We start from the raw sequence: 26,111 nt of genomic DNA on the forward strand, positions 1-26,111 counted from the left end.
TTACTGTTCGGCAGGCAAAACCTAAACTAAGCCTTCTTTGTACTGGCTTTAGTTTAGGTTTTTTATTTTTTAACAGCTTAATAGGGCTTTAGGAGAGACAGGAGATGATCAACGATGGATGTTCAATCAATGGCAAAAGAAATTCTGGAGCGCGTCGGCGGGGAGAAGAACGTTGTATCGCTAGTCCATTGCGCGACAAGGCTTCGCTTCAAACTGAAAGACCGTTCCAAAGCAGACAGGGAAGCGCTTGAAAATACGGATGGCGTGGTAACCGTAGTGGAGAGCGGCGGACAATTTCAAGTCGTTATCGGCAATAACGTTCCTGAAGTCTATAAAGAAATCGGCCGGATCTCTCAACTGTTGGAAGGTTCTGCGGCCGATCACAGCCAAAAAGAGAAAGGAAGCCTCGCCGGTAGATTAGTAGATATCGTATCTAGCATTTTCACTCCGCTGCTCGGTGTCATGGCAGGAGCAGGGATTTTAAAAGGCATGCTTTTGATTTGCACAAACGCCGGCTGGCTCTCGCCGGAAGAGACGACATATACGATTCTATACGCGGCAGCCGACAGCCTGTTTTATTTCCTGCCTTTGCTGCTCGCCGTTACGGCCGCCAAAAAATTTGGAGCGAACCCGTTCATAGCGCTGACGATTGCCGGGGCGCTGATCTATCCAACGATACTCGAACTGAAAAACAGCGGCGCCCAGACGGAGTTTTTCGGCATTCCGGTCGTCTTGATGAATTATACGTCGACCGTTATCCCGATTATCCTTGCCGTATTTGTAATGAGCTATCTTGAAAGATTATGTATGCGCTTTATTCATGAAAGCGTGAAGAACTTTATCACCCCTTTATTATGCCTGACGGTGATGGTGCCGTTAACTTTGATCGTATTCGGACCGCTCGGCGTTTACACAGGAAACGGGATTGCGGCGGCGATTCTGTCCGTTTTTGATTTCAGCCCGATTCTGGCAGGAGCGATTATCGCGGCCTTATGGCAAATCCTTGTCATCTTCGGCATTCACTGGGGGATCGTCCCTGTCATTTTGAACAACATTGCCGTCCACGGCAAGGACTACATCAAACCGGCGACGGCAGCCGCCGTCTTTGCCCAAACAGGAGCTGCGTTTGGTGTCATGCTGAAGACGAAAAACAAGAAGTTGAAAGCATTGGCAGGATCTGCTGCCGTTACCGGGATATTCGGGATTACAGAGCCGGCCGTCTACGGGGTGACACTCAGGCTGAAAAAGCCGTTTGTATGCGGTGTCATCAGTGCAGCGGCAGGCGGAGCCATTATCGGATACTCCGGCAGTGTCGCCCTCGCTTCCGGCGCTCCGGGCTTGTTGACGATTCCGATTTTTTACGGACCGGGCTTTCTCGGCTTTATCATCGGAATTACAGTTTCGTTTGTTTTATCAATTTTGCTCACTTACATTGTCGGCTTTGACGACCCTGTGGAGGAGACGAAAGAGCAGCCCGTTGAAAAAAGCGGCGGTGAACCAATTTACAGCCCTTTGCAAGGAGAAGTCCTGCCGTTAACAGAAGTATCAGATAAAGTGTTCGCATCGGGGGCGCTTGGAAAAGGAATCGCGGTGCTTCCGTCAAAAGGCGTTGTCACCGCCCCTGCGGACGGCATCGTGACAACGGCATTTCCGACGGGTCACGCATACGGCATAACGTCAGAAAGCGGAGCCGAGATTTTGATTCATATCGGGATGGACACGGTCAGACTCGATGGAAGGCACTTCAATTCCAAGGTCGAGCAGGGGCAAAAAGTGAAACGGGGTGATATACTCGCAGAATTCAATCTGGACGCTTTGAAAGAAGAAGGGTTTGACGTGAAAACACCAATCATCGTTACAAATTCCGGTCAATACACGGATATCATTCCAACGGATCAAAAACAGGTGAAAACTGAAGAACCGATCATCACTTTAATTTCATCACCATGGGAGGAAAATAATCATGAAATATAAAACATTAGCTCAATTTCCGGAAGAATTTTTGTGGGGTGCGTCTACTTCCGCTTATCAAGTGGAGGGCGCTTGGGATGAAGATGGAAAAGGGCCTTCTGTCATCGATGCGCGCGAAAGCTACCCGGAAGGGACAACCGATTTTAAAGTCGCAAGCGACCATTACCACCGCTATAAAGAAGATATCGCCTTGTTTGCGGAAATGGGCTTCAAAGCGTACCGTTTTTCGATTGCCTGGACGCGCATCATTCCGGACGGGGACGGCGATATTAATTCGAAGGGCATCGAATTTTACAGCCGTTTGATCGATGAACTCCTGAAATATGGAATCGAACCGATTGTTACGATGTACCACTTTGATCTGCCGAATGCTTTGCAGAAAAAAGGCGGCTGGTCGGACAGGGCCACGATTGACGCCTTTGAAAAGTATGCGAGAATCCTTTTTGAAAGCTACGGAGACCGCGTCAAATACTGGCTGACCATCAACGAGCAAAATATGATGATTCTCCACGGATCTGCACTCGGCACACTTGATCCAAACTTGGAAAACCCGAAAAAAGAGCTATATCAGCAAAACCATCACATGCTTGTCGCACAGGCAAAAGCGATCAAGCTTTGCCATGAGATGCTGCCGGAAGCGAAAATCGGCCCTGCGCCGAATATCGCGCTCATCTATCCTGCTTCTTCGAAACCGGAGGACGTGCTGGCGGCTTTTAACTATAATGCGATCCGCAACTGGCTTTACTTGGATATGGCCGTATTCGGACGGTACAATACAACGGCATGGGCATATATGAAAGAAAAAGACTGCACACCGGTCATCGCCGAAGGAGATATGGATATTCTGCGGTCAGCCAAGCCGGACTTTATCGCGTTTAACTACTATACGTCGCAAACGGCTGAAGCGAGCAGGGATGACGGCAGCGACACGGCTGCCCGAGGCGGCGACCAGCATTTGCAGACGGGAGAAGAAGGCGTATACAGGGGAAGCAGCAATCCGCACTTAAAGAAAAACGCATTTGGCTGGGAGATCGACCCTGTCGGTTTCCGTTCGACGCTGCGCGAGATCTATGACCGCTATCAGCTGCCGCTGATCATCACTGAGAACGGCCTCGGCGCGTTTGATCAGCTTGAAGACGGAGATGTCGTAAATGACGACTACCGCATCGATTATTTAAAGGAACATATTAAGCAAATTCAGCTGGCGATCACGGATGGAGTCGATGTTTTCGGCTACTCCCCATGGTCTGCCATCGACTTGATTTCAACCCATCAAGGCTGTTCAAAACGCTACGGATTTATTTATGTGAACCGCGACGAATTTGATTTGAAAGACTTGCGCCGCATTCGCAAAAAAAGCTTTTACTGGTATAAAGACTTGATTGCTTCAAACGGCGAAACACTAGATTAAACAAAGAAAGAGGATGTTCAGATGATCTCTGAATATCCTCTTTTTTGTTGTGAAAATGATCATTTTTAAAATTTACAGAAAATTTTAAAAATAAAAATGTGATTATTTTTAAAGCATGTTACATTCGAAACGTAACGAACAACAATCAGGAAAGGAAGAAAAAATCTATGACATTCAAAGTTGAAACACTTCCAAACTATCGTATTGCTTATATGCGACGAGTTGGTCCGTACGGTCCTGCCAATATTGAGGTAATGGAGGCATTAAAAAAATGGGCTAAGGAAAAAGGTCTTCTTGAGTCTGCCATTCTTTTTGCGATTCCACAGGATAACCCGGAAACAACATCTCCTGATCAGTGTAGATTTGATGCTTGTATTGTGATTCCGCATGATTATCAAGTCGATGATTCAGTTTTTGAAGGGGAAATTTCCGGCGGAAAATACCTGATTTACGATGTTAAACATACAGCAGAAGATATTCAAAAAGCATATTCTGATATTTTTTCATCTCTGCAAAACAATGAATTTCAACTGGACAATAGACCAATAATGGAAAAATACACGGGGGATATGTTGAGCAACCCGTATTGTGAAATATGTGTACCTTTAAAATCGGTTTAATTCATTTTCTTGTGCAAACTTTGAATTTATTAAAATTACATTTCCCTTTAACGAGCGCTGCGTTTAACTCGCTGATAGACAGGGTAAATCATAAAATAGCAATCCAGATCAACTACATAGGGAATAAGAATGGGGAGGGATGACAAGTGAATAACAATGATGGCCGCCGCAACGTCAATGAGCACAGCAAGGATCAACAACTTGAACAGTACCGGTCTGACAACCGGGGCAAAAAAATGACGACGAACCAAGGTTTACGCGTATCTGAAGACGAGCACTCTTTAAAAGCAGGCGTGCGCGGTCCGACGCTGATGGAGGACTTTCATTTCCGTGAAAAAATGACCCATTTTGACCATGAACGGATTCCGGAGCGGGTCGTCCATGCGAGGGGTTTTGGCGCGCATGGCTATTTCCAGGTTTACGAGCCGATGACGAAATATACGAAAGCAAAGTTTCTTCAAGATCCGTCAGTGAAAACACCGGTGTTTGTCAGGTTCTCGACTGTAGCCGGTTCCAGGGGCTCGGGTGATACCGTCCGTGATGTCAGAGGATTCGCGACAAAGTTTTATACAGAAGAAGGGAACTATGATCTCGTCGGCAATAACATCCCCGTTTTCTTCATTCAGGATGCCATCAAGTTCCCTGACCTGGTGCATTCCTTTAAGCCGGAACCGAATAACGAAATGCCGCAGGCTTCTACAGCGCACGATACGTTTTGGGACTTTGTCGCCAACAATGAAGAAACGGCTCACATGATCATGTGGGCGATGTCTGACAGGGCGATTCCGCGAAGCTACAGGATGATGGAAGGCTTCGGCGTTCATACGTTCAGGTTTGTAAATGAAGAAGGCAAGGCGCGCTTTGTTAAATTTCACTGGAAGCCCGTCCTTGGCGTCCATTCGCTCGTCTGGGACGAAGCGCAGACAATCGCCGGGAAAGATCCCGACTATCACCGCCGCGATCTTTGGGAAGCGATCGAAAGAGGCGATGAAGTGGAGTATGAGCTCGGCGTGCAAATGATTGACGAAGAAGACGAGTTCAAGTTTGACTTTGATATCCTTGATCCGACAAAGCTTTGGCCGGAAGAAATGGTTCCTGTTAAGATCATCGGTAAAATGACGCTGAATCGAAACCAGGATAACGTTTTTGCCGAAACGGAACAGGCCGCTTTCCATCCGGGCCACGTTGTTCCGGGAATCGATTTTACAAACGATCCGCTTTTGCAGGGCCGGCTCTTTTCCTATACGGACACACAGCTGATCCGATTGGGAGGTCCGAACTTTCATGAAATTCCGATCAACCGGCCGGTCTGTCCGTTCCATAACAACCAGTATGACGGCTATCACAGAATGACGATTAACAAAGGGCCTGTCGCTTATCATAAAAATTCGCTGCAAAACAACGATCCGGCGCCTGCTTCAGAAGAAGAAGGCGGATATGTGCATTACGAGGAAAAAGTCGAGGGCAAAAAAATCCGCCGGCGCAGCGAAAGCTTTAACGATCACTATTCGCAAGCGAAGCTGTTTTGGAACAGCATGTCTCCCGTTGAAAAAGAACATATCATTTCGGCGTTCCGCTTTGAAGTCGGAAAGGTCAAAAGCAAGGACGTCCGCCGCCAAGTCGTTCATATGTTTAACAGGGTTGACAGGGAGCTTGCCAAGCAAATCGCTGCGGGTGTAGGTGTAGAGCCCCCTGAAAAAGACGAAGGCTCCAATGTGACGTTCAAATCCCCTGCGCTCAGCCAGGAAAACACGGTCAAACTGCCGCAGACGAGGACCGTCGCCATTTTAGCAGAGCAAGGTTTTGATGATGAGGACCTCAGCCGGGTGTTGAAAGAGTTCAAAAAAGCCGACATCATTCCGGACATTGTCAGCTCGGCACTCGGCGTGATCAAAGGGACCGGCGGTACAGAAATAGAAGTCGGTAACACTTTGCAGACGGTCGATTCCGTGCTGTACGATGCCGTTTATATTCCGGGCGGCCAAGAAAGCATTGAACGCCTGCAATTGCATAAAGCCGCATCGGATTTTATCAATGAAGCATTCGGACATTATAAAGCGATCGGAGCCGCAGGCAAAGGGATCGATCTCCTGCTGTCCGCCGCCGGGTCCCACGCGGCAGCACAGCCGGGCATTATCACCTCTCGCGATGATAAGAGCAAAGACGACTTCGGCAAAAAGCTGGTCGAAGCGATCGGCGGGCACCGCCATTGGGATAGACAAGTTTCATAGTGAAGAGATTTCTAAGCACCCTGTTTCAAGGGTGCTTTTTCAAATAATGAATAAAAACAGTTTAAAACTTCCTGGATAAAATAATCCATGATGAAAATACCGTGATAATCTGTAATGAAACCAGTATCCGAATCACATCAATTCCCGCTAATGTGATAAAGCCCATTTGCATTCCGATGATGAGCACCAAAAGGTACACAGATAAAGCGATCATGGAAAACTGCATTCCTTTTTGTCTGATGTGTTGAGATCTTTCATCCTTTTGTTTGAATTGCGGATAAAGGTATCCTCCGGCAAAACTTAAAAAAGCTAATGTGCCAAACATTAAAAGTTCGATTAAAGATATTGAACCAGCAGCTATACCGAAGGCCAGTTTTGCAAGAAATATAAAGACAAACAATCCTCCAATGATGTAATAGGTTTTTCGCAAAGCCATGATATCTCCTCCTTACTAAAGTATTAGAAACTTTCTTTTTAAATGACCAGTGTGTGATTTTACCATTTACACAATTATATAGTAAAGTGAGCTTTACGTAAAGTCAGCTTTACAAAAAGAACAAAAAAACTTGCCACGTGAATGGCAAGCTAATACATGATGGATTAATAATCAGGTTACCAAACAAACAGCCCGACAATCCCCGCGCTCAACAGCGACACCGCTATTCCACTGACAAGGAGCTTCCACACATTTCTTCCGATAATCGCTGATTTTTCTCCGTTAAATAAGGAATTGTATGTTCCATAGATCATTCCGATCGTACTGAAGTTGGCAAACGACGTCAAAAATGTTGTGGCCACGGCGGCTGTATGGGGCGAAATCGTATCTAGCTGCGTTTTTAAATCCATCATCGCGACGAATTCGTTTGTTGCGAGTTTCATCCCCATCAGCTGTGCGACATACATCGCGTCACCCGGCGCCAGTCCAAGCAGGAATGCGAACGGACTGAAGATGTAAGAAAAGATTTTTTGAATCGTCAAACCGTCCATGATCAACCCCAACATTCCGTTCAAACATGAGGTTAAAGCGACATATCCGATGACCATGGCGAGAATGACGATGACCATGTTCATTCCGACCATCATGCTGTTTGAAATCGTTGAGAAAAAGTCCTTTTTCTCTTCTTTTGGCGGTACGTAAATGATGTCTTCATCCTTAGTGACTTCTACCGGGTTTAAAATGCTGGCCAAGATCAACGCATTTAAGCAATTCAATGGAATCGCTGTAAATACGTATGTTGCAGGAACCATCGTTAAATAAGAACCGAGAATCGATCCGCTGATACTGCTCATGCTCATAATGCCGAACGTCAGCAGGCGGTTGTCCTTTAATACGGCCAATTGCCCGCGAATCACGGCGAGCGCTTCAGTATTCCCCAGAAACATCATTTGAATCGAAAAGAAACTTTCTAATTTAGGAAGGCGCGAGACTTTCGAAATCACCCAGCCGATCTTATCAATCATCCATGTTAAAATTCCGAAATAAGCCAGTATATCAAAAAATGTCACCACAAAGATAATCGGCAGCAAGGCGCTGAAGAAAAAGTCAACGGTTTCATTGCCCATCACTGACGGAAAGGCAAACGCAATACCGTCGCTTGCACAAGCGATCAGCCACGAAAAGAAAGAGGCGATCAGGTTGATGGCCCATCCGCCGATTTTTGTCCCAAGCATAAACCAAGTCACCAAAAGCTCAACGATGAAAAGGGAGAGAATCGGCCTCCATTTTACGCTTTTCTTTCGCGGGGAACAAAAATAAATCACGGACATGACAATGAAAATGCCTAAAATGTTAATGAGAAAATACATGATGCCAACTCCCGAATGTTTTTTGAAAATAAAAAAGCTCTTACTTTTCATGGGTTCCGATAAAGAAAGCATGAAAAATAAGAGCAAATAAAAAATAGATATATTGTTTGCGCAATACACTTTTTACATGATCAAATCTATTCAAACTTCCTTGTAGTCTGGCGATTTACGGTTGCCAGGTAGAAACAATCAGACCCTATTACTGATTATATACAAGAAGTGAGCTTCTATTATTTTGACTGTATTTTATCTCGAGATTGTGTAAAATTCAAGCTAAAAATATATTTTCACAATAATTTTTTAAATAAAGTCACGTCTAGGAGAGGGTGCCGTGAGCTTGTTGCTTAGTCTTTGAAAGCCGGCTTTTCAAGCGGGAAAAATGATTGAAGTGACGATGCACAGAACAACAGACGAAAAATGGAAGGTGATAAGGTTCTTTTTATTAGAGGAGAATCGTAAGCGATTGCGCTTTATATTTCATGATGCCGCCGCCTACTATGGCGGTTTTTTTGTGAAACTTTATCTGAAAGGTTCCGTAAGTATGATGAATCGTTTCAGTGCTAAGTGCTCACTGTAACATACTAATGACACCGACAAACCTTACATAAAGAGCGAACCTTAAATCAAAAGTCTTTGATTTGAATAGGTAAAATTTCACGGTACTTTAGTTCGTTGAATGAAATGATACCTTTTTGCTATGATTTTCCTATGTTTTTACAACTTGTATATATGTCCAATTTCAGAGAAAAAGAGGGATAATCAATTATGCTATTAAAAAAGAACTATCTTCCTGTCGGCAGTGTTGTCGGCTTACATAATGATTCAAGACGTCTGCTTATCATCGGGCGGCAAATGTTTTCTGAGACAAACCATGTCATCAGAGATTATGCAGCTGTCGACTATCCAAACGGTTTTACCGATCCGAAAGAGCAGCTAGTTTTATTTAATAAACAAGATATAGAAGTTGTGTACCATTACGGATATGTAGATCAAAAAGAATTGCAGCTTGATGAGTTGCTAACAGAAGCTGAAGCAGGAAAAAACGAAAATAAGGAGCAATGACGATGGGACATTTTCGCTTCAACAAAGAACTTTCACATAAGGCAGCGGGGACCATTAGTCAGCTGGAAAACGCCTTTAGCCATGTATTTGAGAACATGGTGTTTTTTCGTGAAGAATTAGACCGGCACAGCGGAAAAGCCGCCGCAGCGCTGCAGAAAAAAATGAGTGACAACATCAACTTTTTCAGTAAAGCGAGCAGCTGTTTATTATATTTTGCAGACAGTGTGCGGTGTTTTGCAAAAGCGGTCGAACTAACGGACGAATCCGACAAACCGGCCAATGTTCAGCCGCAGTCAAGATCGGAAAGAAACCATACATTTTCGGCTGAAAGAGTCCAAAGTGAAATAAAAGTAAACGGCGAATCGTTACACCAGGCAACCGGAAAGTTTGAATCAAATCTATCTACATTAGACGAAGTTTTGCACCATTTTGACACAATGCTCAGAGAAATGATGTATGAAACAGAGTTTCCGTGGGAAAAATTCGATGACGTCTGGTCTGATGCAAAGTCGCACATCAAATCGATCATGACGGAGCTTAAAAAAAGAGTCAAAGAACTTTCAGCAAATGCCAAAAACATCATTAAGGAATTAAAGCGCGTCGATAACGTAATCTCACAACAACTGCAAAGAGTGAAATGATGGAAGGGAACTAGAGTTATGGCATATTATAATAGAGAGCCAGAAATCACAAACATGATCAAAAGCCATGAAAGAAGAGCAAATCGAATGCTGCAGCATGCTCAATCCAGCCGTTTGCTTGAAGCTTTTAATAAAATATGGGTTTCGATAGAAAATAAAGAACTTCCGAACTTTGTATCAAAAAACGTCATGAATTTTAATGTGGCGGATATCAAATCGGAAATCAACGATTGGATAAAGGATTTAAAAGATTGTCAGGAGAATGCCAGACGCAAGTTTGAGTCTATGGAAGACCCCTCACCGGAAGACATACAGAAACGCAACAATATTACGAGTGACGTCGTTCTTTTAATTAGCCAATACGAGAATCTAAAAAATGGCCTTGATCAGGTGGAACAAGATTTCAGCAATGTCGCCCGCACCCACCGCGCCCCAATGCGCGAAGCTTTGACAGATATCTCAATCTTGTATAATTCAGTTAACCATGTGAAAGGTGATTTTTCGGATTATAAGAATGTTTCTGTTTATGTGCATGGGATTGAGGATAGTGGAAATGGTTTCTATGAAAGTGTAAAAGAGGCTGCGCAGAAAGGCGATCTTATTATCTATGTCCCGAATGACGGAGGTAAAAGGGTATATAGGTTTATTGATAAAGATGGGGTAATATATGAGGAAGATTCATATGAAAAGATAAAAAAAGTGGACACCTTTAACACAAACGGACGCCTCCATATTGTTTATGATACAGAGTATATGAATGAACATCGCCAAGCAACAAGCGACGATTTAGCTGAAAAGCTGAATGAAATGGGGCTGATGAATGATACAACAAAGATCGATATGTTTGGCCACAGTTATGGGGGAAGAAGATCGCTGCAATTTGCGATGGATTACCCTGATCATGTGCGAAGCATCACAACAATCGGAACTCCATATGATAAAAATCTCTTAGCTATCGGCGCTAATAGAGCTCGATGGATTGCAGACAATGCTGCTGGAAGAGATACTATGAATACGAGTGATTATTTAGATTTTAATGAAGACAACAAAAACAATGATAATGGAAAAGACTACAGTAATGCCTACACTGATATGGACAGTGAGGCGATGACTGAAGACATTAATCATTTGAAATCTGCCAACCCTGAGGTGTACCAAAAGCTTCAGAAAATGGACATTACCGCTGCAGCGGGATACAGAACAGAGGATACTGTGAGTTTTTCCCCTTACTATACTGCAAGCGGAAAACATAAAATAAACAGTGATGATATCGTTTCAGTCGAAAGTCAACACGGTGACATATTAGGCGATCTTATTGATGAAAAGCCAGAAATTGAAGTAAAAGGTTTCGGTGTCACCAAACCTGGACATATTTATGAAGTTGAAGACTCTGAATTTATAGACTTAATTCGAGAGGTTAATAAAAAAGAAACAGAGTAGGAGCAGTTCAATGACAAAAAAAAGGTTTGTAAGCTTTAGTGTAATAATACTCTTACTAGTAATAACTGGATGCGGAAAAGGTGATGTTCAGGAAGTCATCTATAAAAAAGGCTTACCGAAAGAAGACAGTCCAGCATTTGGAGAATTTATGAGACATGAACTTGATTTAGCGACAGATGCAACTTTGAATTATCAAGATCATATTTATACGATTATGCGCAGTGATAAAGAAGGGCTTCGTTATTATAAATATACAGATAAAGAACTTATGGATTTGTACAAACCTATTTTCTCAGCTAAAAAAAATCCCTCGAAAAAGTTGTATGATTTAGCTCAAATTAATTTTTTAGAGAAAAGAAAAATAAACAATGAATTAGACGAAAATCTCCCGGAAATGATGTTAGACAAAAAAAATGTCCTAAAAGTGAAAACAACAAGCGGGGAAAAACAGTTTGAATTGCCTTCAGCAAATGGAAAAAAAGTATACTTGGCACTTCAAGAAATTAACAAAGAAAACATGCTTATACAAATAAGAATGTATAAAAAATTAAAAAATGGTAGCTTAGAAGGTAGACAAATTTATTATCTTTTTTTAAAACGAGATTTTTCAAAGCACGAGGTTGTAAAAGAAGAGGAATTAAATGCATCAATAGAGTCAGGAAAATTAAAGGAATACTTATCCGTCTTTCCAAAAGTGACAGAGGATGGATCATATCATAAGTTATTCGATAAATACATTTTCGAAAAAAAGGCGAATAAAGTCCGGAAAATTAAAGACACTGATATTCTGAGCAAAGACGGTAAGTATGTTTATATTAACGGAGCTAAAGAAAAAGAAAACTTTGTGATTTCGGATGGTATTCAACGAATACAAACAGTGGATAATTATCTAAAAGGGAATGAAAAATATGAAGCTCAGTTTAAGATTGACTTCAAGCAAATTGCAAAAGAGATGGATTTTAACGCAGGCGATGCAAGGATAGCTAATGTTCAATATTTTAATGAAAATTATGTGGTACTGTTTATTTCATACCATGGAAAAATGATTGGAACAGCAGGCTCCCTTAATGTGCTGATTGACTTACAAAAAAATAAAAAACAGCCGACCGCTTATTTGGTTGATTTAGGGATATCTAGATGATTTTCACTTGTTTTTTTAAAAGGGAAAAATGATTGGTTCAGCGGATGTTTTAAATGTCTTAAACAGTGACCGCTTACTTAGTTGATTTAGGAATTGATTAGGGGGAGGACGAGTGTTCAACTCTATTTTCATGTAATATGCAGGCCTCAAAGATAGTGCGAACTTTTCTGTTGGTATTCACTTTAAGGAGTGAAATGTTGTTGTCGGGCTTTTTAAGCCAATACAGTATACATTTATCATAAGAAAAAAACCGCACCTCCATCGTTAGACACTGCCTAACGATAGGGGTGCAGTTCATTTTTCACCCTTGCCTCACCTTCTCCGACGTATACCCATTCGGATTCGCAGAGTGCCAGTTCCAGGCGTCGCGGATGATTGCGATCAGGCTGTTGTGCTTTGGAGTCCAGCCTAATTCTTTTTTGGCTCTGGAGGAAGAAGCGGCAAATGTTGCTTGTGAGTCGATGTCCGTTTCTGTCAGCTTTGCGGCGATAAGAGGAATGCCTGTGACATATTGGGCGGCAAGGATGATTTGTTCAGCGGAGTAGCTTTCGCCATAGCTGAGATTGTAGATTCGGCTATCCCTGCCTTTCCGCAAATGGCTGATGGCGAGCACGTGTGCTTCTGCCAAATCCTGAACGTGAACATAATCGCGGAAGCCTGTTCCGTTTTCAGGGTGATCTATGTGAACAAAAGGAAGGTGTCCGAGAGCGGTTCGCAGAACATTGGAAATGAGATGTGTTTCACTTCCCCGGTCTTCGCCGATGATGACAGATGGGTGGGCGCCGCACGCATTGAAGGAGCGGAGGATCACATATTTCAGACCGTACGCTTTTTCCGCTTCCATCAGCATTTTCTCCATCATCCATTTGACCTTCCCGTGCGGGTGAACGGGTTCTGGTTCGGTTTCTTCTGTGACAGGGAGGTTCTGCGGACAGCCGTAGACCGCAACGCTTGATGCAAAAACGATCCGGCCGACATCGTATTCTTTCATCACCTCAAGCAGTGTTTCCATGCCTGTCATGTTTTCGTTGAAAGAAGAAAAAACGCGATTCGACTGTAATGGAATAGGTGATGCTGCGAAATGCATGACGGCTTCAATGTCTTCCTCATTTTCAAATACTTGCTTGAGAAAATGCCGGTCGCGAATATTCCCTTCATAAAACGCAGCTTCGGGGTGAACGGCTTCTGCGTGTCCCGTTGCCAGGGAATCCACAACGACGACTTTTTCTTTTTTCTCAATTAACGTGTAAACGGCGTGGGAACCGATATAACCGGCTCCCCCGACAACAAGTATGCTCATCGGAATCCCTCCTTTTGGATCTCTTATCTTCTACATGATATGGCGCTGCGGAGCTGCCGCCCGCCGCTGTTCTTCAAATCCGTATTTGCCGTCAATGATATATAGCGGCCTGTCTTTCACTTCGTCATAAATGCGGCCGATGTATTCGCCGATCGCTCCGAGGATGATCAGGATAAAGCCGCTGAACAAGCATTGCAGAATGATCATCGAAGACCACCCGGTAATGGTGCTTGTCGTAAACAGCTTCATGCAGACGACGATGAAGGCATATATAAAACCGACCGCTGACAGCGCGATTCCTGAGTAGCTTGCCAGTTTCAGCGGCTGAAAGGAAAATGAAGTGATGCCGTCGAGCGAGAGCTTCAGCATTTTTTTGAGAGGGTACTTCGTTTCCCCTGCAAGCCGTTCGTGGCGCTCGTAATAGACGGCGGTCTGCTTGAACCCGAGCCAGCTGACAAGGCCGCGGACGAACGGATTTTTTTCTTTCAGCTTGTTCATTTCATTGACCACCTTCCGGTCCATGAGCCGGAAGTCTCCCGTATCCACCGGGATATCAACGTCTGTGAGTTTTCTTAAAATACGGTAGAACATGGCGGCCGTTTGCTTTTTGAAAAATGTTTCTCCTTCCCGCTTTGTGCGGACGGCGTATACAACGTCAAAGCCTTGGCGCCACTTTTCCGCCATTTCCAAAATCAATTCGGGAGGATCCTGCAAATCGGCATCGATCACCACGATCGCTTCGCCGGCAGCATAGTCGGTACCGGCCGTAATGGCGATCTGATGACCGAAGTTTCTTGAGAAATTGATGCATTTTACTGCCGGGTCTGACTGAGCAAGCGACTTCAGCATGTGAATACTGTCATCGCTTGAACCGTCGTTTACAAAAATCAGTTCATAAGGGTCGCCTGTCGAGTCCATGACGGTTTTTAATCGGTCATAGGTGCTTTGAAGTACTTCCGCTTCGTTGTAGACAGGGACTACGATTGAAAATGTGACTTGTCTCTGCATATTCATCACCTTTCCTTTCATCAATCAAGCTCCACTTTATAAAGCGTCTGATTTCCGCCAGGTCCGCCTGACTGGGAATCGTTATCTGAAGAAGAGCTGCTGTATTCGCTTTTTGAAATTTCTTTTCCGTTTTCTTTAATCCAGTTAGTGATTTCTGAGTTGTCTTGGCCTCGACCTCGACCGTCGCCGATCATGAAGTACTTGACTTCGCCGTTTTTGACGAGCTTCTCAAGTTTTTCAACCGTCAAAATCGGGTCGCTTCCAGAGAATCCGCCCATCGCCATGACAGCTTTACCTGTTTTGATGATGTAAGATTGAGCAGACGTTGCGCTGGAGACCGCAAATAAATATTTTTCACCCGTGTTGTTCTTTTCAAGGTAGCTCAACAGTTCTTCATCGACTGATTCGCCGCTTCCAGGGCTGCCGCCGCTTGGTCCGCCTTGTTGACGGCCGCTTGCGCCTTCGCCGTTCTGATTTTGGCTGTTTTGGCCGGAACCGGTATCAGTTGAAGAATCATTACTGTTTGAACCAGGACCGAAGCCAGGTCCGTTATTGTTGTTTTGATCACTGTCTGTTTGACCGTCTTGGCTGCCGAATCCGGGAGGTCCGCTGCCGTTGTTATTCTGCATCTTCCCTCCGCCACCGCCGCCAAATGATTGTGCGGATTTAGGTCCGGCCTGCGGAATCATGCCGTTTACACCGTCAGCGAGCGTTGCTGTTGTCCAATAGAAAGGTCCGATCAGCATGCCGAGCAGCGCTGCAAGTGATACATAGTAGCTGAATGACTTTCCTTTTTTGAAAAAGATGAGAAGGCAGCTTGTGACAATGCCAAAAGCGCCGATCAATATGCTCCAGACGATGCCGATTTCGCTGAGATAAGGACTCAAAATATACAATTCAAATGCGGTTGTCAGCAAAATTCCGATCGGCAGAAGCTGTTTTTTCCAGCCGCTTTCCTCCTGATAGAGGCGAACGAGCGCTGTCCAGCCTGCACCTGATAAAGCGGCAATCGGTGCTGCCAGCATGATCAGATAGTAATGATGGAAGAATCCTGCGACGCTGAAGAATGCAGCGACTGGCAGAAGCCACATCATCCAGAAAATCGTTTCAGTCGTTATTTCATTGAATTTGCGTTGACCGCGAAGGCCCGTGATCAGCAAACCGATGATGCCGAAGAGTACAAACGGGATGAGCCAGCTTGCCTGTCCGGAAAGCTCGGATTGGAATAGTCTGAGAGGGCCGGGGTTTCCTGTGCCAAACATGCCGCTCGTGCCGCCGCCGGGACCTCCGCCGCCGCTTTGAACATCACCCTGCTGGCCGTCCGGTCCGCCTGAAGGCATCTCGCCCCCGCTCGGCGGAGCCATTTGTCCATTTGTCGAGTCTGAGTTGTTTTCGGTATCGCCGCTTTGCTGCTGCGGCATTTCCTGCTGCTGGTTCTTTTGATTTTGATCAGATGAGGAGGTTCCGCCCCCGCCAGCACCGTTTTGGCCTGTGAGACGCTGGATGCCGTTGTAGCCAAACGCCAGCTCAAGGACAGAGTTGGTCTGGCTGCTTCCAATATAAGGGTGCGAACTCTCCGGCTGACTATCGACGACTACCGCCCAGGAAACGGAAACGCCTGCCAGAACGATCAAGGCTGTGATAAGAGACACAATTTTTTTGCGAATCGTCGTTTTTGCTGCAATCATGTAAAACAGCAGGAATGCCGGTAATACCATGTATGCTTGCAGCATTTTGACGTTAAAGCCGACGCCGACCATACAGAATGCGCCGAGCAGCCAGCCGATTTTTCCTTTCCGGACTGCTTTAAACAACATCCAGGTTGCAATCATCAAACAAAGGGTGAGAATGCTGTCGACGTTGTTTGTATGGCTGACCGCAACGGCAATCGGCGTACACGCCATAATAAGAGCTGAAATTCTGGCCGCCGTTTTGCCAAAAGTAGGTTTTACAATAAAGTACAACAGTGCTACGGAAATCACTTCGGCAATGGCTTCAGGGAGAACGACGCTCCAGCCGTGCACGCCGAACACAAGTGCAAAAAGTGTTTGAATCCAGAGTGCGACAGGCGGTTTATCAACTGTTACAAAGCCTGCCGGATCAAATGATGCGTAAAAGAAGTTATGAAAGCTTTGGGTCATACTTTCGACGGCCGCCGTATAGTAGGCGTTGTCTGTGTCACTATTCCAGATGCCGTACAAGTTTAATGCTGCGGATAATACAAGAATGAAGACTAGGAATATATCGATTTTCCTTTTTTTAATCATTGTTCGATCACCTCACTAAAGAGCATTATAGAAGCCAAATATGATCAAACTATGAACAAATCAAGAAGGAATTTTAAATTGTATAGAGGGGCAAAAAAAAGAGACATGCCGTCATTAGGCATGTCTCAAATATGAGATGTTATTTCCATACGTCTTCAGCGATCTCGACGACATGACGCAGTTTTTCCCATTGCTGCTCTTCCGTCAGGAGGTTGCCTTCTTCTGTGGAGGCAAAGCCGCACTGCGGGCTTAGGCACAACTGGTTCAGGTCGACGAAGCGGGAAGCCTCTTCGATGCGCCGCTTAATGGCATCCGGGTTTTCAAGCTCACCGAATTTGGATGTGATGAGACCGAGGACGATTTGCAAGTCTTTCCGTTTGACATAGCGAAGCGGTTCGAAGCCGCCGGAGCGCTCGTCATCAAATTCAAGGAAAAGTCCGTCTAAATTGAGTCCGTCGAAAATCGTTTCTGCCGCCGCATCGTAGCCGCCTTCCGCCACCCATGTTGATTGGAAGTTGCCGCGGCAGATGTGCATGGTGACCGTCAAATCGTCTGGGCGTCCTTCAACTGCTTCATTAATCGTGTTGGCGAAAGACTGGCGCAGTTCATCAGGCTGGCGGCCGAAGGCTTTGATCTGCTCATGTCCTTTGTCTGAGAAAAATACCGACCAGGCCGTATCATCCAGCTGCAAATAGCGGCAGCCGGCGTCGTAAAATGCGCGGATCGCTTTTTTGTAAGCCTGCGCGACATCGTGATGGAACTCATCCAGATCCTTGTACGGGCTTTCTCCAAGTTTTCCTCTGAAAAACAGCATATTCGGGCTCGGAATCGTCATTTTCGGCGTATGTGTGCCCGCAATATCATGAAGAAATTGATAATCTTCCAGCATCGGATGGTTTGTAAAATCGACTTTGCTCGTTACTTTGATACCTCGCGGCTTTGTTTCAACATTATGAAATTGAATGCCCTTGTCCGCTGTGTATCCTTCTACGCCATCAAGTCCTTCAAGAAAATCGAAATGCCACCATGACCTGCGGAATTCCCCGTCAGTAACGGCTTTAAGGCCAATTTCTTTTTGTTTTTCGACAATGCGCTTAATCTCTTCGTTTTCGACTTCGCGCAGTTGCTCAGCGCTAATTTCACCGTTCGCTTTTTGAATACGCGCTTTTTTTACGGGCGCAGACCTTAAAAGGCTTCCCACCTGATCAGCTCTGTACGGTCCGATTTTTCTTCCAGGCGTTTGCTTCAGTACATCAGTTGATTGTGTCATGCTTCATCCCTCTTTCTTTATAGACATAAAAAAGCCCTTCCCGATAAGGAAGAGCTTGATATATTCAATCTCCTCCTTATCTTCAAGAGCACGAACATGCTCTTAAGGATTTAGCACCATTCTGTCATAGACAGCGGTTGCCGGGTTTCACAGGGCCAGTCCCTCCACCACTCTTGATAAGGAAAACCTTTTTATGCGATTTTTTTAATAATTTTAATATTAATACTTTTTATAAAAATGTCAATGGTTAATAAAAGAGCATTTTTAATTTATTCGAGTATTTTTCCAGACGGTTTTGTACTTTTTTTGATATTTTTCATTCTCTTCTTCTGCGATTAAACCGGCGGCAATGCTTTTGATATCGTTATCCTTCAAGCATCGTATAAGTGTCTAAGGCTTTGGATCATATCAAATCGAATCAGCGTGTAATTTTTTTCGTAAAGACAGCCGTTAAAACAATCAACGAGGTGTTTGACGACTATTTTCCGCTGTTGATCCCCTGCCAAACCGACTCTCCAAATTTTATACGTCACTTAGCATTCTGTTTTCCGGGTCACTGATGCTCAATGATAGAGAAATTGCGCTTTATGATTGTCTTTACCATCAAGATCTTTTATTAATTGATCCCATACTTAATAGGCCCAATCGACTTCTTTTTCGGTGAAGGACAGGATGTGTTGATATGCTTCATATTGGAGCTGTCGATCGTCTGACTCCAAATCTCTAAAATACATGTGAATCGCATTGAATTAGAATATTTTTCAAAAACTGAAACTTTTTATCGAGTTCACCGGTCTATCATGTGTACCTGATTTCAAAGTGGGTATGATAAACAATGAAAGATTAAGGAGGGTTCTTATGAACAAAAAAACAGTGTTTAAAGCGTTAGGTATGTTGATGACAGGGATATTGTTTTTTGCGCTGTACAGTGCGGCCGCACTTCCTTCTGCACACGCGGCAAATGAAAAAAAGCCGACGGTCACGAGCCATACTTACAAAAACGTTAAGGCTTTGAAATACCCGCAGGTTGCAAATGTAAGCACCAAATCTCTCCAAAATAAGATCAACAAAGATTTTAAACGTTATATTGAGCAGTCTTACAAAGATTATGTAAAAAACAAGAAAGACGGTCAACAGCACGGATACCAAACCGATTATCAAACGTCCTTTGAAGTGAAATACCGGACCGGCCAAAAGCTGAGCATCCTGACAAGTAATTACGTCTACTCCGGCGGAGCGCACGGAAATACGGCAGTCCGCTCTTTCAACTATGACCTTGCCTCTAAAAAACGGGTGTATTTATCAGACATCCTAAATACAAAATCGAAAATGGATAAGACAAAAACATACATTTACAACTATATTCAAAAACACAGCGACATTTTCTTCCCGGATGTGAAGAAGAAAGACATCGTCCTTGGTAAAAACACGGCTTTTTATTACACAAAAGACGGCATTGCGATCGTCTTCCAGCAATACGATGTAGCCCCTTATGCTGCCGGAAATCCGGTCGTTGCCGTTCCGAAAACGGTGTATCAATAAATAACAGCCCCTGTTTCGCAGGGGTTTTTGTTTTGAGGGAAGAAGGATTGGGGAGGTTTTGGAAGCTCTTTCATAAAGCGGCAGCTGACGGGCATGATTCAGCCCGGCGTCAGTTCGCAGATTTTTTCTAAATCGAACAGCTCGCAGACATAGAACATGCACTGTCGGCCGCTGATGATCTGATATTTTTTAAAAGCATATGTCCGGTCTGCCGAAACAGGTACAAGGTGTGTGAAATGTTTTCCCAGGCAGTCGCCCGTGCTGAAAATTTCACGCCTTGACTCCAGTTCTGCAATGATTTTCCCGATGGGAAGTCTTTCTTCCTGCAAATCTTGTTTGATAGCGGGCGGCAGTAAGTTTGTTTTGACATAGACATAATTATAAGATAAATAATCAGCGCCTGATTTCAAAGAGGAGGTTCTAAACAAGATGTCATCATCGCGTTGAAACAGTCTCGCTTCTTCAGGTGACAGTTTGTCATAATCAATATTCTTTTGCTGAAAAACTTCGATTTCGGCTTTGCCGCCGATCAGCGTTTCAATCGCTTTGGTTGTTGAACCATCGGTTTTGGTTAACATGTCTTTTACAAGAGCAACAACAGTTTCAGGAAAAAAGTGGCTTACGCTCAATGAAAGGCACCTCCGTACCAAAATTAGAATTTTTTGAAAACTTGTCTTTAAATTTATCATGTGGAGGTGAGTTTGTCTAGAAAAATAAGTTAAATTTTAGGTTAGTAATGTAAATTTTATCTTTTTTAAAATTGAATAGATATATGGAAAAAGGAGACGTCAAAGTCTCCTTTTTTTGTGCCATTAATTTAAGTCGTCTCTCCTTCTAAAAGCTGTACGGGCAAATAGGTTTCCAGCGGCAAGTCATCGAATTCGCCTTCAATGGCTTTGGACAAAATCTCGATGGCCGTCTTGGAAATGAGTTCAATCGGCTGCTGGATGGTTGTCAATTGCGGGAGGATGGACTGAACCGCTTCCGTTCCGTCGTAGCCGATCACCTTTAATTGCCCCGGAATGTCTTTTTTGCGTTTTTTTGCTTCGGTGATGACTGTAGCAGCCATGAGGTCATCACTGGCAAAAATGCCGTCAGCTGCAGGCTGTTCATCAAACAGTTTTGAGATGATTTCCCGGTAATTTTGATGAAAGGGAACTTCATATGTAATCGGCTGTCTCCCGTGTTGTCGCATCACATCTTCATATGCTTTTCTTCTAAGGTTTGCCGGTGTTTTCAGCTCAATTGGTCCGTTGATATGGATGATGTGCCGGCAGCCTTTTGCAATTAACAGTTCTGTCGCTTTTCTTCCTCCGGCATAGTTATCGGAGCCGATGACGGGAATCGTTTCCGATAAGTAATGGTCGATGGCGACAATCGGCAGGTTTTGCCGATGATAATTTAAAATTCCCCTGTTGTAAGTCACGGCGATGACGCCGTCCACTTGATTTCGCATCAGCATTTCCAAGTATTTTTCTTCTTTGTCTTTGCGGTTCAAGCTGTTGCAAAGCAGCAGTTTGTAGCCCATGGCAGCGCAGATGCTCTCAATATGAAAGGCCAGTTCGCCGAAAAACGGGTTGCTGGAGTTAGGGATGATGAGCCCTATTAAATGGGTTCGTTTACGAAATAAAGAGCGGGCCAAATCGTTTGGAAAGTAATTGATGTCTTCCATCGCTTTATAGACTTTTTCTTTTGTTTTTTCACTAATATAGCCGCGGTTATTTAATACCCGCGATACGGTTGTTGGTGAAACTCCCGCTTTTTTTGCAACGTCGTGAATGCTAGGCTTCATTCCCTTTTCCCCCTGCTAGTTTACTGAAATGGCTTACAATTCTCGTCACGCACTTATTTTAGAGAATCGGACTGATATGTGCAAGAAAATGCCATGATTCTGAGAAATGTACCGGGATGAATAATTGGGGAAAAAATATGTCAACCGGTTGACATGTGAAACCGGTTGACATACAATTCACTTGAAAGCGCTTTTATCTGTTGATTTATGAAAAATGGGGGGAAGTGACAAAGATGAAAAGGTGGCTCTTCGGAATTTTTTCATTGTTACTGATGTTTGCGATGTGGGGCTGCAGCAATAGCAAAAGTGCAAATAGCCAAGATGGGAAAACGCTTACGATGTGGGTGCACGTATCTGATGATAGTGAAGAAGGAAAGGTCTATCAAAAGCGGGTGGACGCTTTTAATAAAAAGTATGCCTCTGAAAATGTCAAGGCCAAAGTTGATTTCATTCCCAGAAGCGGAAACGGCGGCGGATATGAAGACAAAGTGAACGCGGCGCTGACAACGAACACCTTGCCGGATGTGATCACTTTGGACGGACCGAATACGGCGGCTTATGCGAAATCTGGTGTAATTGCGCCATTGGATGAGTATATCAAAGACCAGGATGATTTATTGCCGAGCATTAAGCAACAGGGAACCTACCAAGGGAAACTGTATGCGATCGGCGTCAGCGAATCGTCGGTCGGTATTTACTATAACAAAAAAATGCTGAAGGACGCCGGCGTTGACTTGAAAACGCTGCCAACGGTTGAGAATCCATGGACGTGGGACGAATTTCTTGAGCTTTGCAAAAAGCTGAAAAATAAATATGACAAACCGGCCATCGATATGCAGTTGCAGTCAAAAGACGAAATGCTGACTTATGCGCTTTTGCCATTTGTTTGGTCGGCTGGCGGTGATGTCCTTTCAAAAGACGGCAAGAAGTCGGAGGGTGTTTTTAACGACAAACCGACCGCTGCAGCGATGACATTTATTCAAACAATGCTGAAGGAGGGTTATACGACCCGGACTCCGGTTAAGCAGGCGTTTGAAACGGAAAAATATCCGATGAAAATGAGCGGTGTTTGGACGGTAACCGACATGGAAACAAATTTCCCTAATGTCGATTATGGGGTGATGCCGTATCCTGTTTCGCCAAAAACAAAAAAGCTTGTGTCCCCTTCAGGAAGCTGGCAGTTCGCCATGACACAGACGTCTGAAAACAAGGAATGGTCGGCAAAATTGGTCGATTGGATGACAAACAAGGAATCCAACCTGGAATTGAGCCGTTCGATCGCCGCGCTGCCTGTGCGCTATTCATCAGAGAAAGTGCTGGCAAAGGAATTCTCAGATGAAATGAATGTCTTCTTGCAGCAGCTGAAAGAAACGGGGCACGCCCGACCGGTGACACCGGCATATCCGCAGGTGACACGCGCATTTCAACAAGCGATCGATGACATCAGCTTCTTTGATCAGCATCAGGATATTCAATCGGTGCTGGATACGCGTGCAAAAGAAATGCAATCAGCCATCGATAAGGCTAACTAGAAGGTGGAACCATGAATAAAATTCCGTTGAAAGAAGCAAGGACGGCCTTTCCGCTGAAAAAAATCCCGGCCAATAAAATAGGGTGGCGGGACAATGTGCTGGCCTATACATTTTTAGGTCCGTCCTTGCTGATTTTGTCAGTGTTTCTCGTGATTCCTTCGATTATGGCGGTTTACTACGCATTTACAGATTATTATTTGTTAACACCTGACCTGCGCAAGTTTGTCGGTTTTGACAACTTTATCAAATTGTTCAAAGACCCTATTTTCTTGAAAAGTTTGAGCAACACATTGAAATTTGTTGTCCTTGTGATTCCATTACAGATCGGGGCCGCTCTCGGGCTGGCCCTTCTGTTGAATAAAAAGCGCAAGGCCAATACGTTTTTCAAAGTCGCATACTTTAGCCCCGTCGTCATGTCGCTTGTTGTCATCTCCGTTTTGTGGCTGTACTTGCTGAATCCGAATGAAGGAATGATCAATAACGTACTGACGCATGTCGGTTTACCGCCACAGCCGTTTTTGACAAGTCCTGAACAGGCGATCTTTACAATTGTTTTCGTTTCAGTCTGGCAGGGAGCGGGATTTCAGATGCTGATTTTTTTAGCGGGCCTGCAAAACATTCCCGGAGATGTCTACGAGGCGGCGCAATTGGATGGTATGAATAAATGGCAGCGGTTTATTTATATTACATTGCCTTTGTTGAAACCGACGTCGATTTTTATCTTTATTACAACGCTGATCAGTGCGTTTAAGCTCCTCGTGCAGCCAATGGTCATGACCCAGGGGGGACCAGTCAATTCAACGATGACAGTTGTCTATTATATTTATCAAACGGGATTTACCGATCGGATGGTCGGCTATGCAAGTTCAATTGCGCTCTTGTTTGGCACGATGATTGGATTGGTGACGCTTGCGCAGCGCAAGTTGGTGAAGGAGGATGAAGGCGGATGAGAAGGAAATTCGGGCCTTTAACGATACTGGAATATATATGCCTTGTTTTGCTGGCGGTTCTGTTTATATTTCCGCTGATTTGGATGGTTGCTTCATCGATGAAACCGGAAGCCGATATTTACAACAATATCAGCAGCATTCAAGCGTTTCTCCCGTCTTTTCATCCGTCGGAATGGTTTCAATCCTACAGGGAGGTGCTGTCACGGTTTGATTTACTAATGTATATCGGTAACAGTCTGTTTTACGGTTTGTGTGTGGCGGTGGGAGCGGTCATTATCAACGGAATGGCGGGCTTCGCATTCGCCAAGCTGCAATTCACAGGTAAAAAAGTGCTGTTTACCATATTGCTGGCGCTTTTAATCGTGCCGATGGAAACGATTTTAATCTCGCAGTTTACAATTGTTCATAAGCTCGGACTTGTTGATACGCGCCTTGCCGTGATTTTGCCGGCGCTTGCCGGGGCTTTCAATATTTATTTGTTCCGAAACTTTTTCATGGCGATCCCGGGGGAGATGATTGAGTCGGCCAAGCTGGACGGAGCCAATACATGGCAGATTTTCTGGCGGGTGATGCTGCCGATGTCGAAACCGGCTGTTGCTACTGTGGGGACATTGGCTTTTATCGGCAGCTGGAATGACTATATTTGGCCGCTGATGGTTTTGACGGATAAGTCGAAATTTCCGATCCAGGTGGCGATTACAGCCATCAACAGCACCGAGCCGGTTTATACGAACCAGGTAATGGCAGTCCTGACGATTTCCACGATTCCGCTGATTCTGATCTACATTGTAGCCCAACGCTACATTTTAGATGGCCTCGGCGGTTCAGGGACAGGCATCAAATAGATATATCCAAATCGGGTTAAAGGAGCAAATGAAAATGAAAAGCTCAAACAGTCTGTATTGGAAACTAAGCGCTTATTTTTTCTTTTTCTTTTTTACTTGGTCTTCCAGCTATTCTTTATTTGCGATTTGGTTAGGGCAAGAAATCAATTTGAACGGGTCCGCGACAGGCATTATCTTTTCTGTAAACGCTATCTTTACTTTGTGCATGCAGCCTTTGTACGGTTTTATCTCTGATAAGCTCGGTCTGAAGAAAAACATATTATTTATGATCAGCTTGCTTCTCGTATTTACGGGTCCCTTTTATATTTTCGTCTACGGACCGCTTTTGCAATACAATGTCTTTCTCGGGGCTATCGTCGGCGGAATTTATTTGGGAACTGCTTTTCTCGCCGGAATCGGCGCGATTGAAACCTTTATTGAAAAGGTCAGCCGCAAATATCACTTTGAATATGGAAGAACAAGGATGTGGGGATCCCTCGGCTGGGCTGCGGCGACATTTTTTGCAGGTCAGCTGTTCAATATCGACCCGAATATCAACTTCTGGGTTGCTTCCGTTTCAGCAGTCATATTGGTAGCCATTATTGTTTCCGTAAAAATTGAGATGACAGATGATGAAAAGGAAAGGGCAGACTCGGTCGGATTAAAAGACGTGGGAGGGCTTTTTCTCTTAAAAGATTTCTGGTTTTTGATGTTGTACGTGATCGGCGTAACTTGCGTATACGGCGTCTATGACCAGCAGTTCCCGCTTTACTACGCTTCCTTATTTCCGACTCCGGCTCTGGGGAACCAAATATTTGGATACCTTAACTCATTCCAAGTATTCATTGAAGCGGGCATGATGTTTCTTGCGCCTTTCATCGTCAATAAGCTTGGTCCTAAAAAAAGTTTGATTTTAGCGGGGCTGTTAATGGCTTTCCGCATTATCGGCTCCGGACTTGTCAGCGGACCGGTCGGAATTTCATCGATGAAACTCATTCATGCTGTAGAATTGCCGATTATGCTGATTGCGGTGTTTAAATATTTGGCGACTAATTTTGATAATCGTCTTTCATCCGTACTTTATCTTGTCGGCTTTCAATTCGCATCCCAGGTAGGCACGTCGATTTTTTCGCCGCTTGCGGGAGGCTTATACGACAGCATCGGATTTCGCCAAACTTATCTCATCATGGGAGCAATGGTCCTTTGTTTCACCATTATTTCGATTTTTACCTTGCTAGACTCAAAGAAAGACGTTGAATTTGCTCAAAGTCTACAAAGAAAGCATATATAGAAAGGGTGTCAC

The 26,111-nt window shown here is 44.3% G+C and carries 21 protein-coding genes and 2 riboswitches; of the genes, 13 read left to right on the forward strand and 8 right to left on the reverse strand.

Features of this window, described 5'->3' with window-relative positions; translation table 11 throughout:
* Positions 1–114: 114 nt before the first annotated feature.
* The 4 genes from KI350_RS07130 to KI350_RS07145 all read left to right on the forward strand — a co-directional run bounded on the left by KI350_RS07130 (position 115) and on the right by KI350_RS07145 (position 6,233).
* The gene (locus KI350_RS07130; RefSeq protein WP_212930454.1) at positions 115–1,974 is read left to right on the forward strand and encodes a PTS beta-glucoside transporter subunit IIBCA; all 1,860 of its coding nucleotides are present in this window, start codon (positions 115–117) and stop codon (positions 1,972–1,974) included.
* Complete coding sequence (locus tag KI350_RS07135) at positions 1,964–3,382, forward strand: glycoside hydrolase family 1 protein (protein ID WP_059230929.1); 1,419 nt, start codon at positions 1,964–1,966, stop codon at positions 3,380–3,382. The genes KI350_RS07130 and KI350_RS07135 overlap by 11 nt, the downstream gene beginning before the upstream one ends.
* A gap of 167 nt (positions 3,383–3,549) precedes the next feature.
* Positions 3,550–4,002: an AraC family transcriptional regulator gene (locus KI350_RS07140; protein ID WP_020453495.1), complete on the forward strand. Its 453-nt coding sequence runs from the start codon at positions 3,550–3,552 to the stop codon at positions 4,000–4,002.
* Between the two features lie 146 nt (positions 4,003–4,148).
* The gene (locus KI350_RS07145) at positions 4,149–6,233 is read left to right on the forward strand and encodes a catalase (protein WP_020453494.1); all 2,085 of its coding nucleotides are present in this window, start codon (positions 4,149–4,151) and stop codon (positions 6,231–6,233) included.
* A gap of 61 nt (positions 6,234–6,294) precedes the next feature.
* Here KI350_RS07145 and KI350_RS07150 read toward each other — a convergent pair whose 3' ends face one another.
* Together KI350_RS07150 and KI350_RS07155 are read right to left on the reverse strand one after the other, a co-directional pair.
* A complete protein-coding gene (locus KI350_RS07150; RefSeq protein ID WP_020453493.1) occupies positions 6,295–6,669 on the reverse strand; it encodes a DUF2178 domain-containing protein in 375 nt (124 codons plus the stop codon).
* Between the two features lie 176 nt (positions 6,670–6,845).
* Positions 6,846–8,039, reverse strand: coding sequence for a nucleoside transporter C-terminal domain-containing protein (locus KI350_RS07155; protein ID WP_020453492.1), 1,194 nt, complete (start codon positions 8,037–8,039; stop codon positions 6,846–6,848).
* A gap of 134 nt (positions 8,040–8,173) precedes the next feature.
* Positions 8,174–8,275, reverse strand: a riboswitch (purine riboswitch).
* Between the two features lie 529 nt (positions 8,276–8,804).
* Here KI350_RS07155 and KI350_RS07160 point away from each other — a divergent pair.
* The 4 genes from KI350_RS07160 to KI350_RS07175 are packed head-to-tail and all read left to right on the forward strand — an operon-like array spanning position 8,805 to position 12,323.
* Complete coding sequence (locus tag KI350_RS07160) at positions 8,805–9,101, forward strand: DUF4176 domain-containing protein (RefSeq protein WP_020453491.1); 297 nt, start codon at positions 8,805–8,807, stop codon at positions 9,099–9,101.
* Between the two features lie 2 nt (positions 9,102–9,103).
* The gene (locus tag KI350_RS07165) at positions 9,104–9,742 is read left to right on the forward strand and encodes a hypothetical protein (protein WP_020453490.1); all 639 of its coding nucleotides are present in this window, start codon (positions 9,104–9,106) and stop codon (positions 9,740–9,742) included.
* An 18-nt stretch (positions 9,743–9,760) separates the two neighbouring features.
* Positions 9,761–11,182, forward strand: a complete 1,422-nt coding sequence (locus KI350_RS07170; protein ID WP_101561302.1) for an alpha/beta fold hydrolase — start codon at positions 9,761–9,763, stop codon at positions 11,180–11,182.
* Between the two features lie 10 nt (positions 11,183–11,192).
* Complete coding sequence (locus KI350_RS07175) at positions 11,193–12,323, forward strand: hypothetical protein (RefSeq protein ID WP_025810560.1); 1,131 nt, start codon at positions 11,193–11,195, stop codon at positions 12,321–12,323.
* Positions 12,324–12,624: 301 nt separating this feature from the next.
* Here the strand turns inward: KI350_RS07175 and galE are convergent, their stop codons facing one another.
* From galE to KI350_RS07195, 4 genes are all read right to left on the reverse strand, one after another.
* Positions 12,625–13,623, reverse strand: a complete 999-nt coding sequence (galE, locus tag KI350_RS07180; RefSeq protein WP_079289100.1) for a UDP-glucose 4-epimerase GalE — start codon at positions 13,621–13,623, stop codon at positions 12,625–12,627.
* Between the two features lie 30 nt (positions 13,624–13,653).
* Positions 13,654–14,652 carry a glycosyltransferase family 2 protein gene (locus tag KI350_RS07185; protein ID WP_020453486.1) on the reverse strand — a complete coding sequence of 333 codons (999 nt, stop codon included), beginning with the start codon at positions 14,650–14,652 and terminating at the stop codon, positions 13,654–13,656.
* On the reverse strand, positions 14,652–16,898 hold the full coding sequence (locus KI350_RS07190; protein ID WP_079289099.1) for a glycosyltransferase family 39 protein: 2,247 nt from the start codon (positions 16,896–16,898) through the stop codon (positions 14,652–14,654). The genes KI350_RS07185 and KI350_RS07190 overlap by 1 nt, the downstream gene beginning before the upstream one ends.
* 139 nt (positions 16,899–17,037) lie before the next feature.
* Positions 17,038–18,168, reverse strand: coding sequence for a 5-methyltetrahydropteroyltriglutamate--homocysteine S-methyltransferase (locus KI350_RS07195; RefSeq protein WP_065644362.1), 1,131 nt, complete (start codon positions 18,166–18,168; stop codon positions 17,038–17,040).
* Positions 18,169–18,241: 73 nt separating this feature from the next.
* Positions 18,242–18,351: riboswitch (SAM riboswitch) on the reverse strand.
* Between the two features lie 675 nt (positions 18,352–19,026).
* On the opposite strand from KI350_RS07195, the gene KI350_RS07200 reads away from it, so the two are divergent.
* Entirely contained in the window at positions 19,027–19,710 is a 684-nt protein-coding gene (locus tag KI350_RS07200) for a DUF3298 and DUF4163 domain-containing protein (protein WP_065644363.1), read from the forward strand.
* Positions 19,711–19,808: 98 nt separating this feature from the next.
* Here KI350_RS07200 and KI350_RS07205 read toward each other — a convergent pair whose 3' ends face one another.
* Both KI350_RS07205 and KI350_RS07210 read right to left on the reverse strand, forming a co-directional pair.
* Complete coding sequence (locus KI350_RS07205) at positions 19,809–20,339, reverse strand: chorismate--pyruvate lyase family protein (RefSeq protein WP_059230916.1); 531 nt, start codon at positions 20,337–20,339, stop codon at positions 19,809–19,811.
* A gap of 188 nt (positions 20,340–20,527) precedes the next feature.
* Positions 20,528–21,502, reverse strand: a complete 975-nt coding sequence (locus KI350_RS07210) for a LacI family DNA-binding transcriptional regulator (RefSeq protein WP_059230913.1) — start codon at positions 21,500–21,502, stop codon at positions 20,528–20,530.
* 233 nt (positions 21,503–21,735) lie between these two features.
* Between KI350_RS07210 and KI350_RS07215 the strand changes: the two genes are divergently transcribed.
* The 4 genes from KI350_RS07215 to KI350_RS07230 are packed head-to-tail and all read left to right on the forward strand — an operon-like array spanning position 21,736 to position 26,099.
* Complete coding sequence (locus KI350_RS07215) at positions 21,736–23,034, forward strand: ABC transporter substrate-binding protein (protein ID WP_025810563.1); 1,299 nt, start codon at positions 21,736–21,738, stop codon at positions 23,032–23,034.
* A gap of 11 nt (positions 23,035–23,045) precedes the next feature.
* Positions 23,046–23,984, forward strand: coding sequence for a carbohydrate ABC transporter permease (locus KI350_RS07220; RefSeq protein ID WP_025810564.1), 939 nt, complete (start codon positions 23,046–23,048; stop codon positions 23,982–23,984).
* Entirely contained in the window at positions 23,981–24,829 is an 849-nt protein-coding gene (locus KI350_RS07225) for a carbohydrate ABC transporter permease (RefSeq protein ID WP_025810565.1), read from the forward strand. The genes KI350_RS07220 and KI350_RS07225 overlap by 4 nt, the downstream gene beginning before the upstream one ends.
* A gap of 34 nt (positions 24,830–24,863) precedes the next feature.
* Positions 24,864–26,099, forward strand: a complete 1,236-nt coding sequence (locus KI350_RS07230; RefSeq protein ID WP_025810566.1) for an MFS transporter — start codon at positions 24,864–24,866, stop codon at positions 26,097–26,099.
* The last annotated feature ends 12 nt before the right edge of the window (positions 26,100–26,111 follow it).

Source organism: Bacillus sp. J41TS8 (assembly GCF_018333035.1).
GTDB lineage: Bacteria > Bacillota > Bacilli > Bacillales > Bacillaceae > Bacillus > Bacillus paralicheniformis.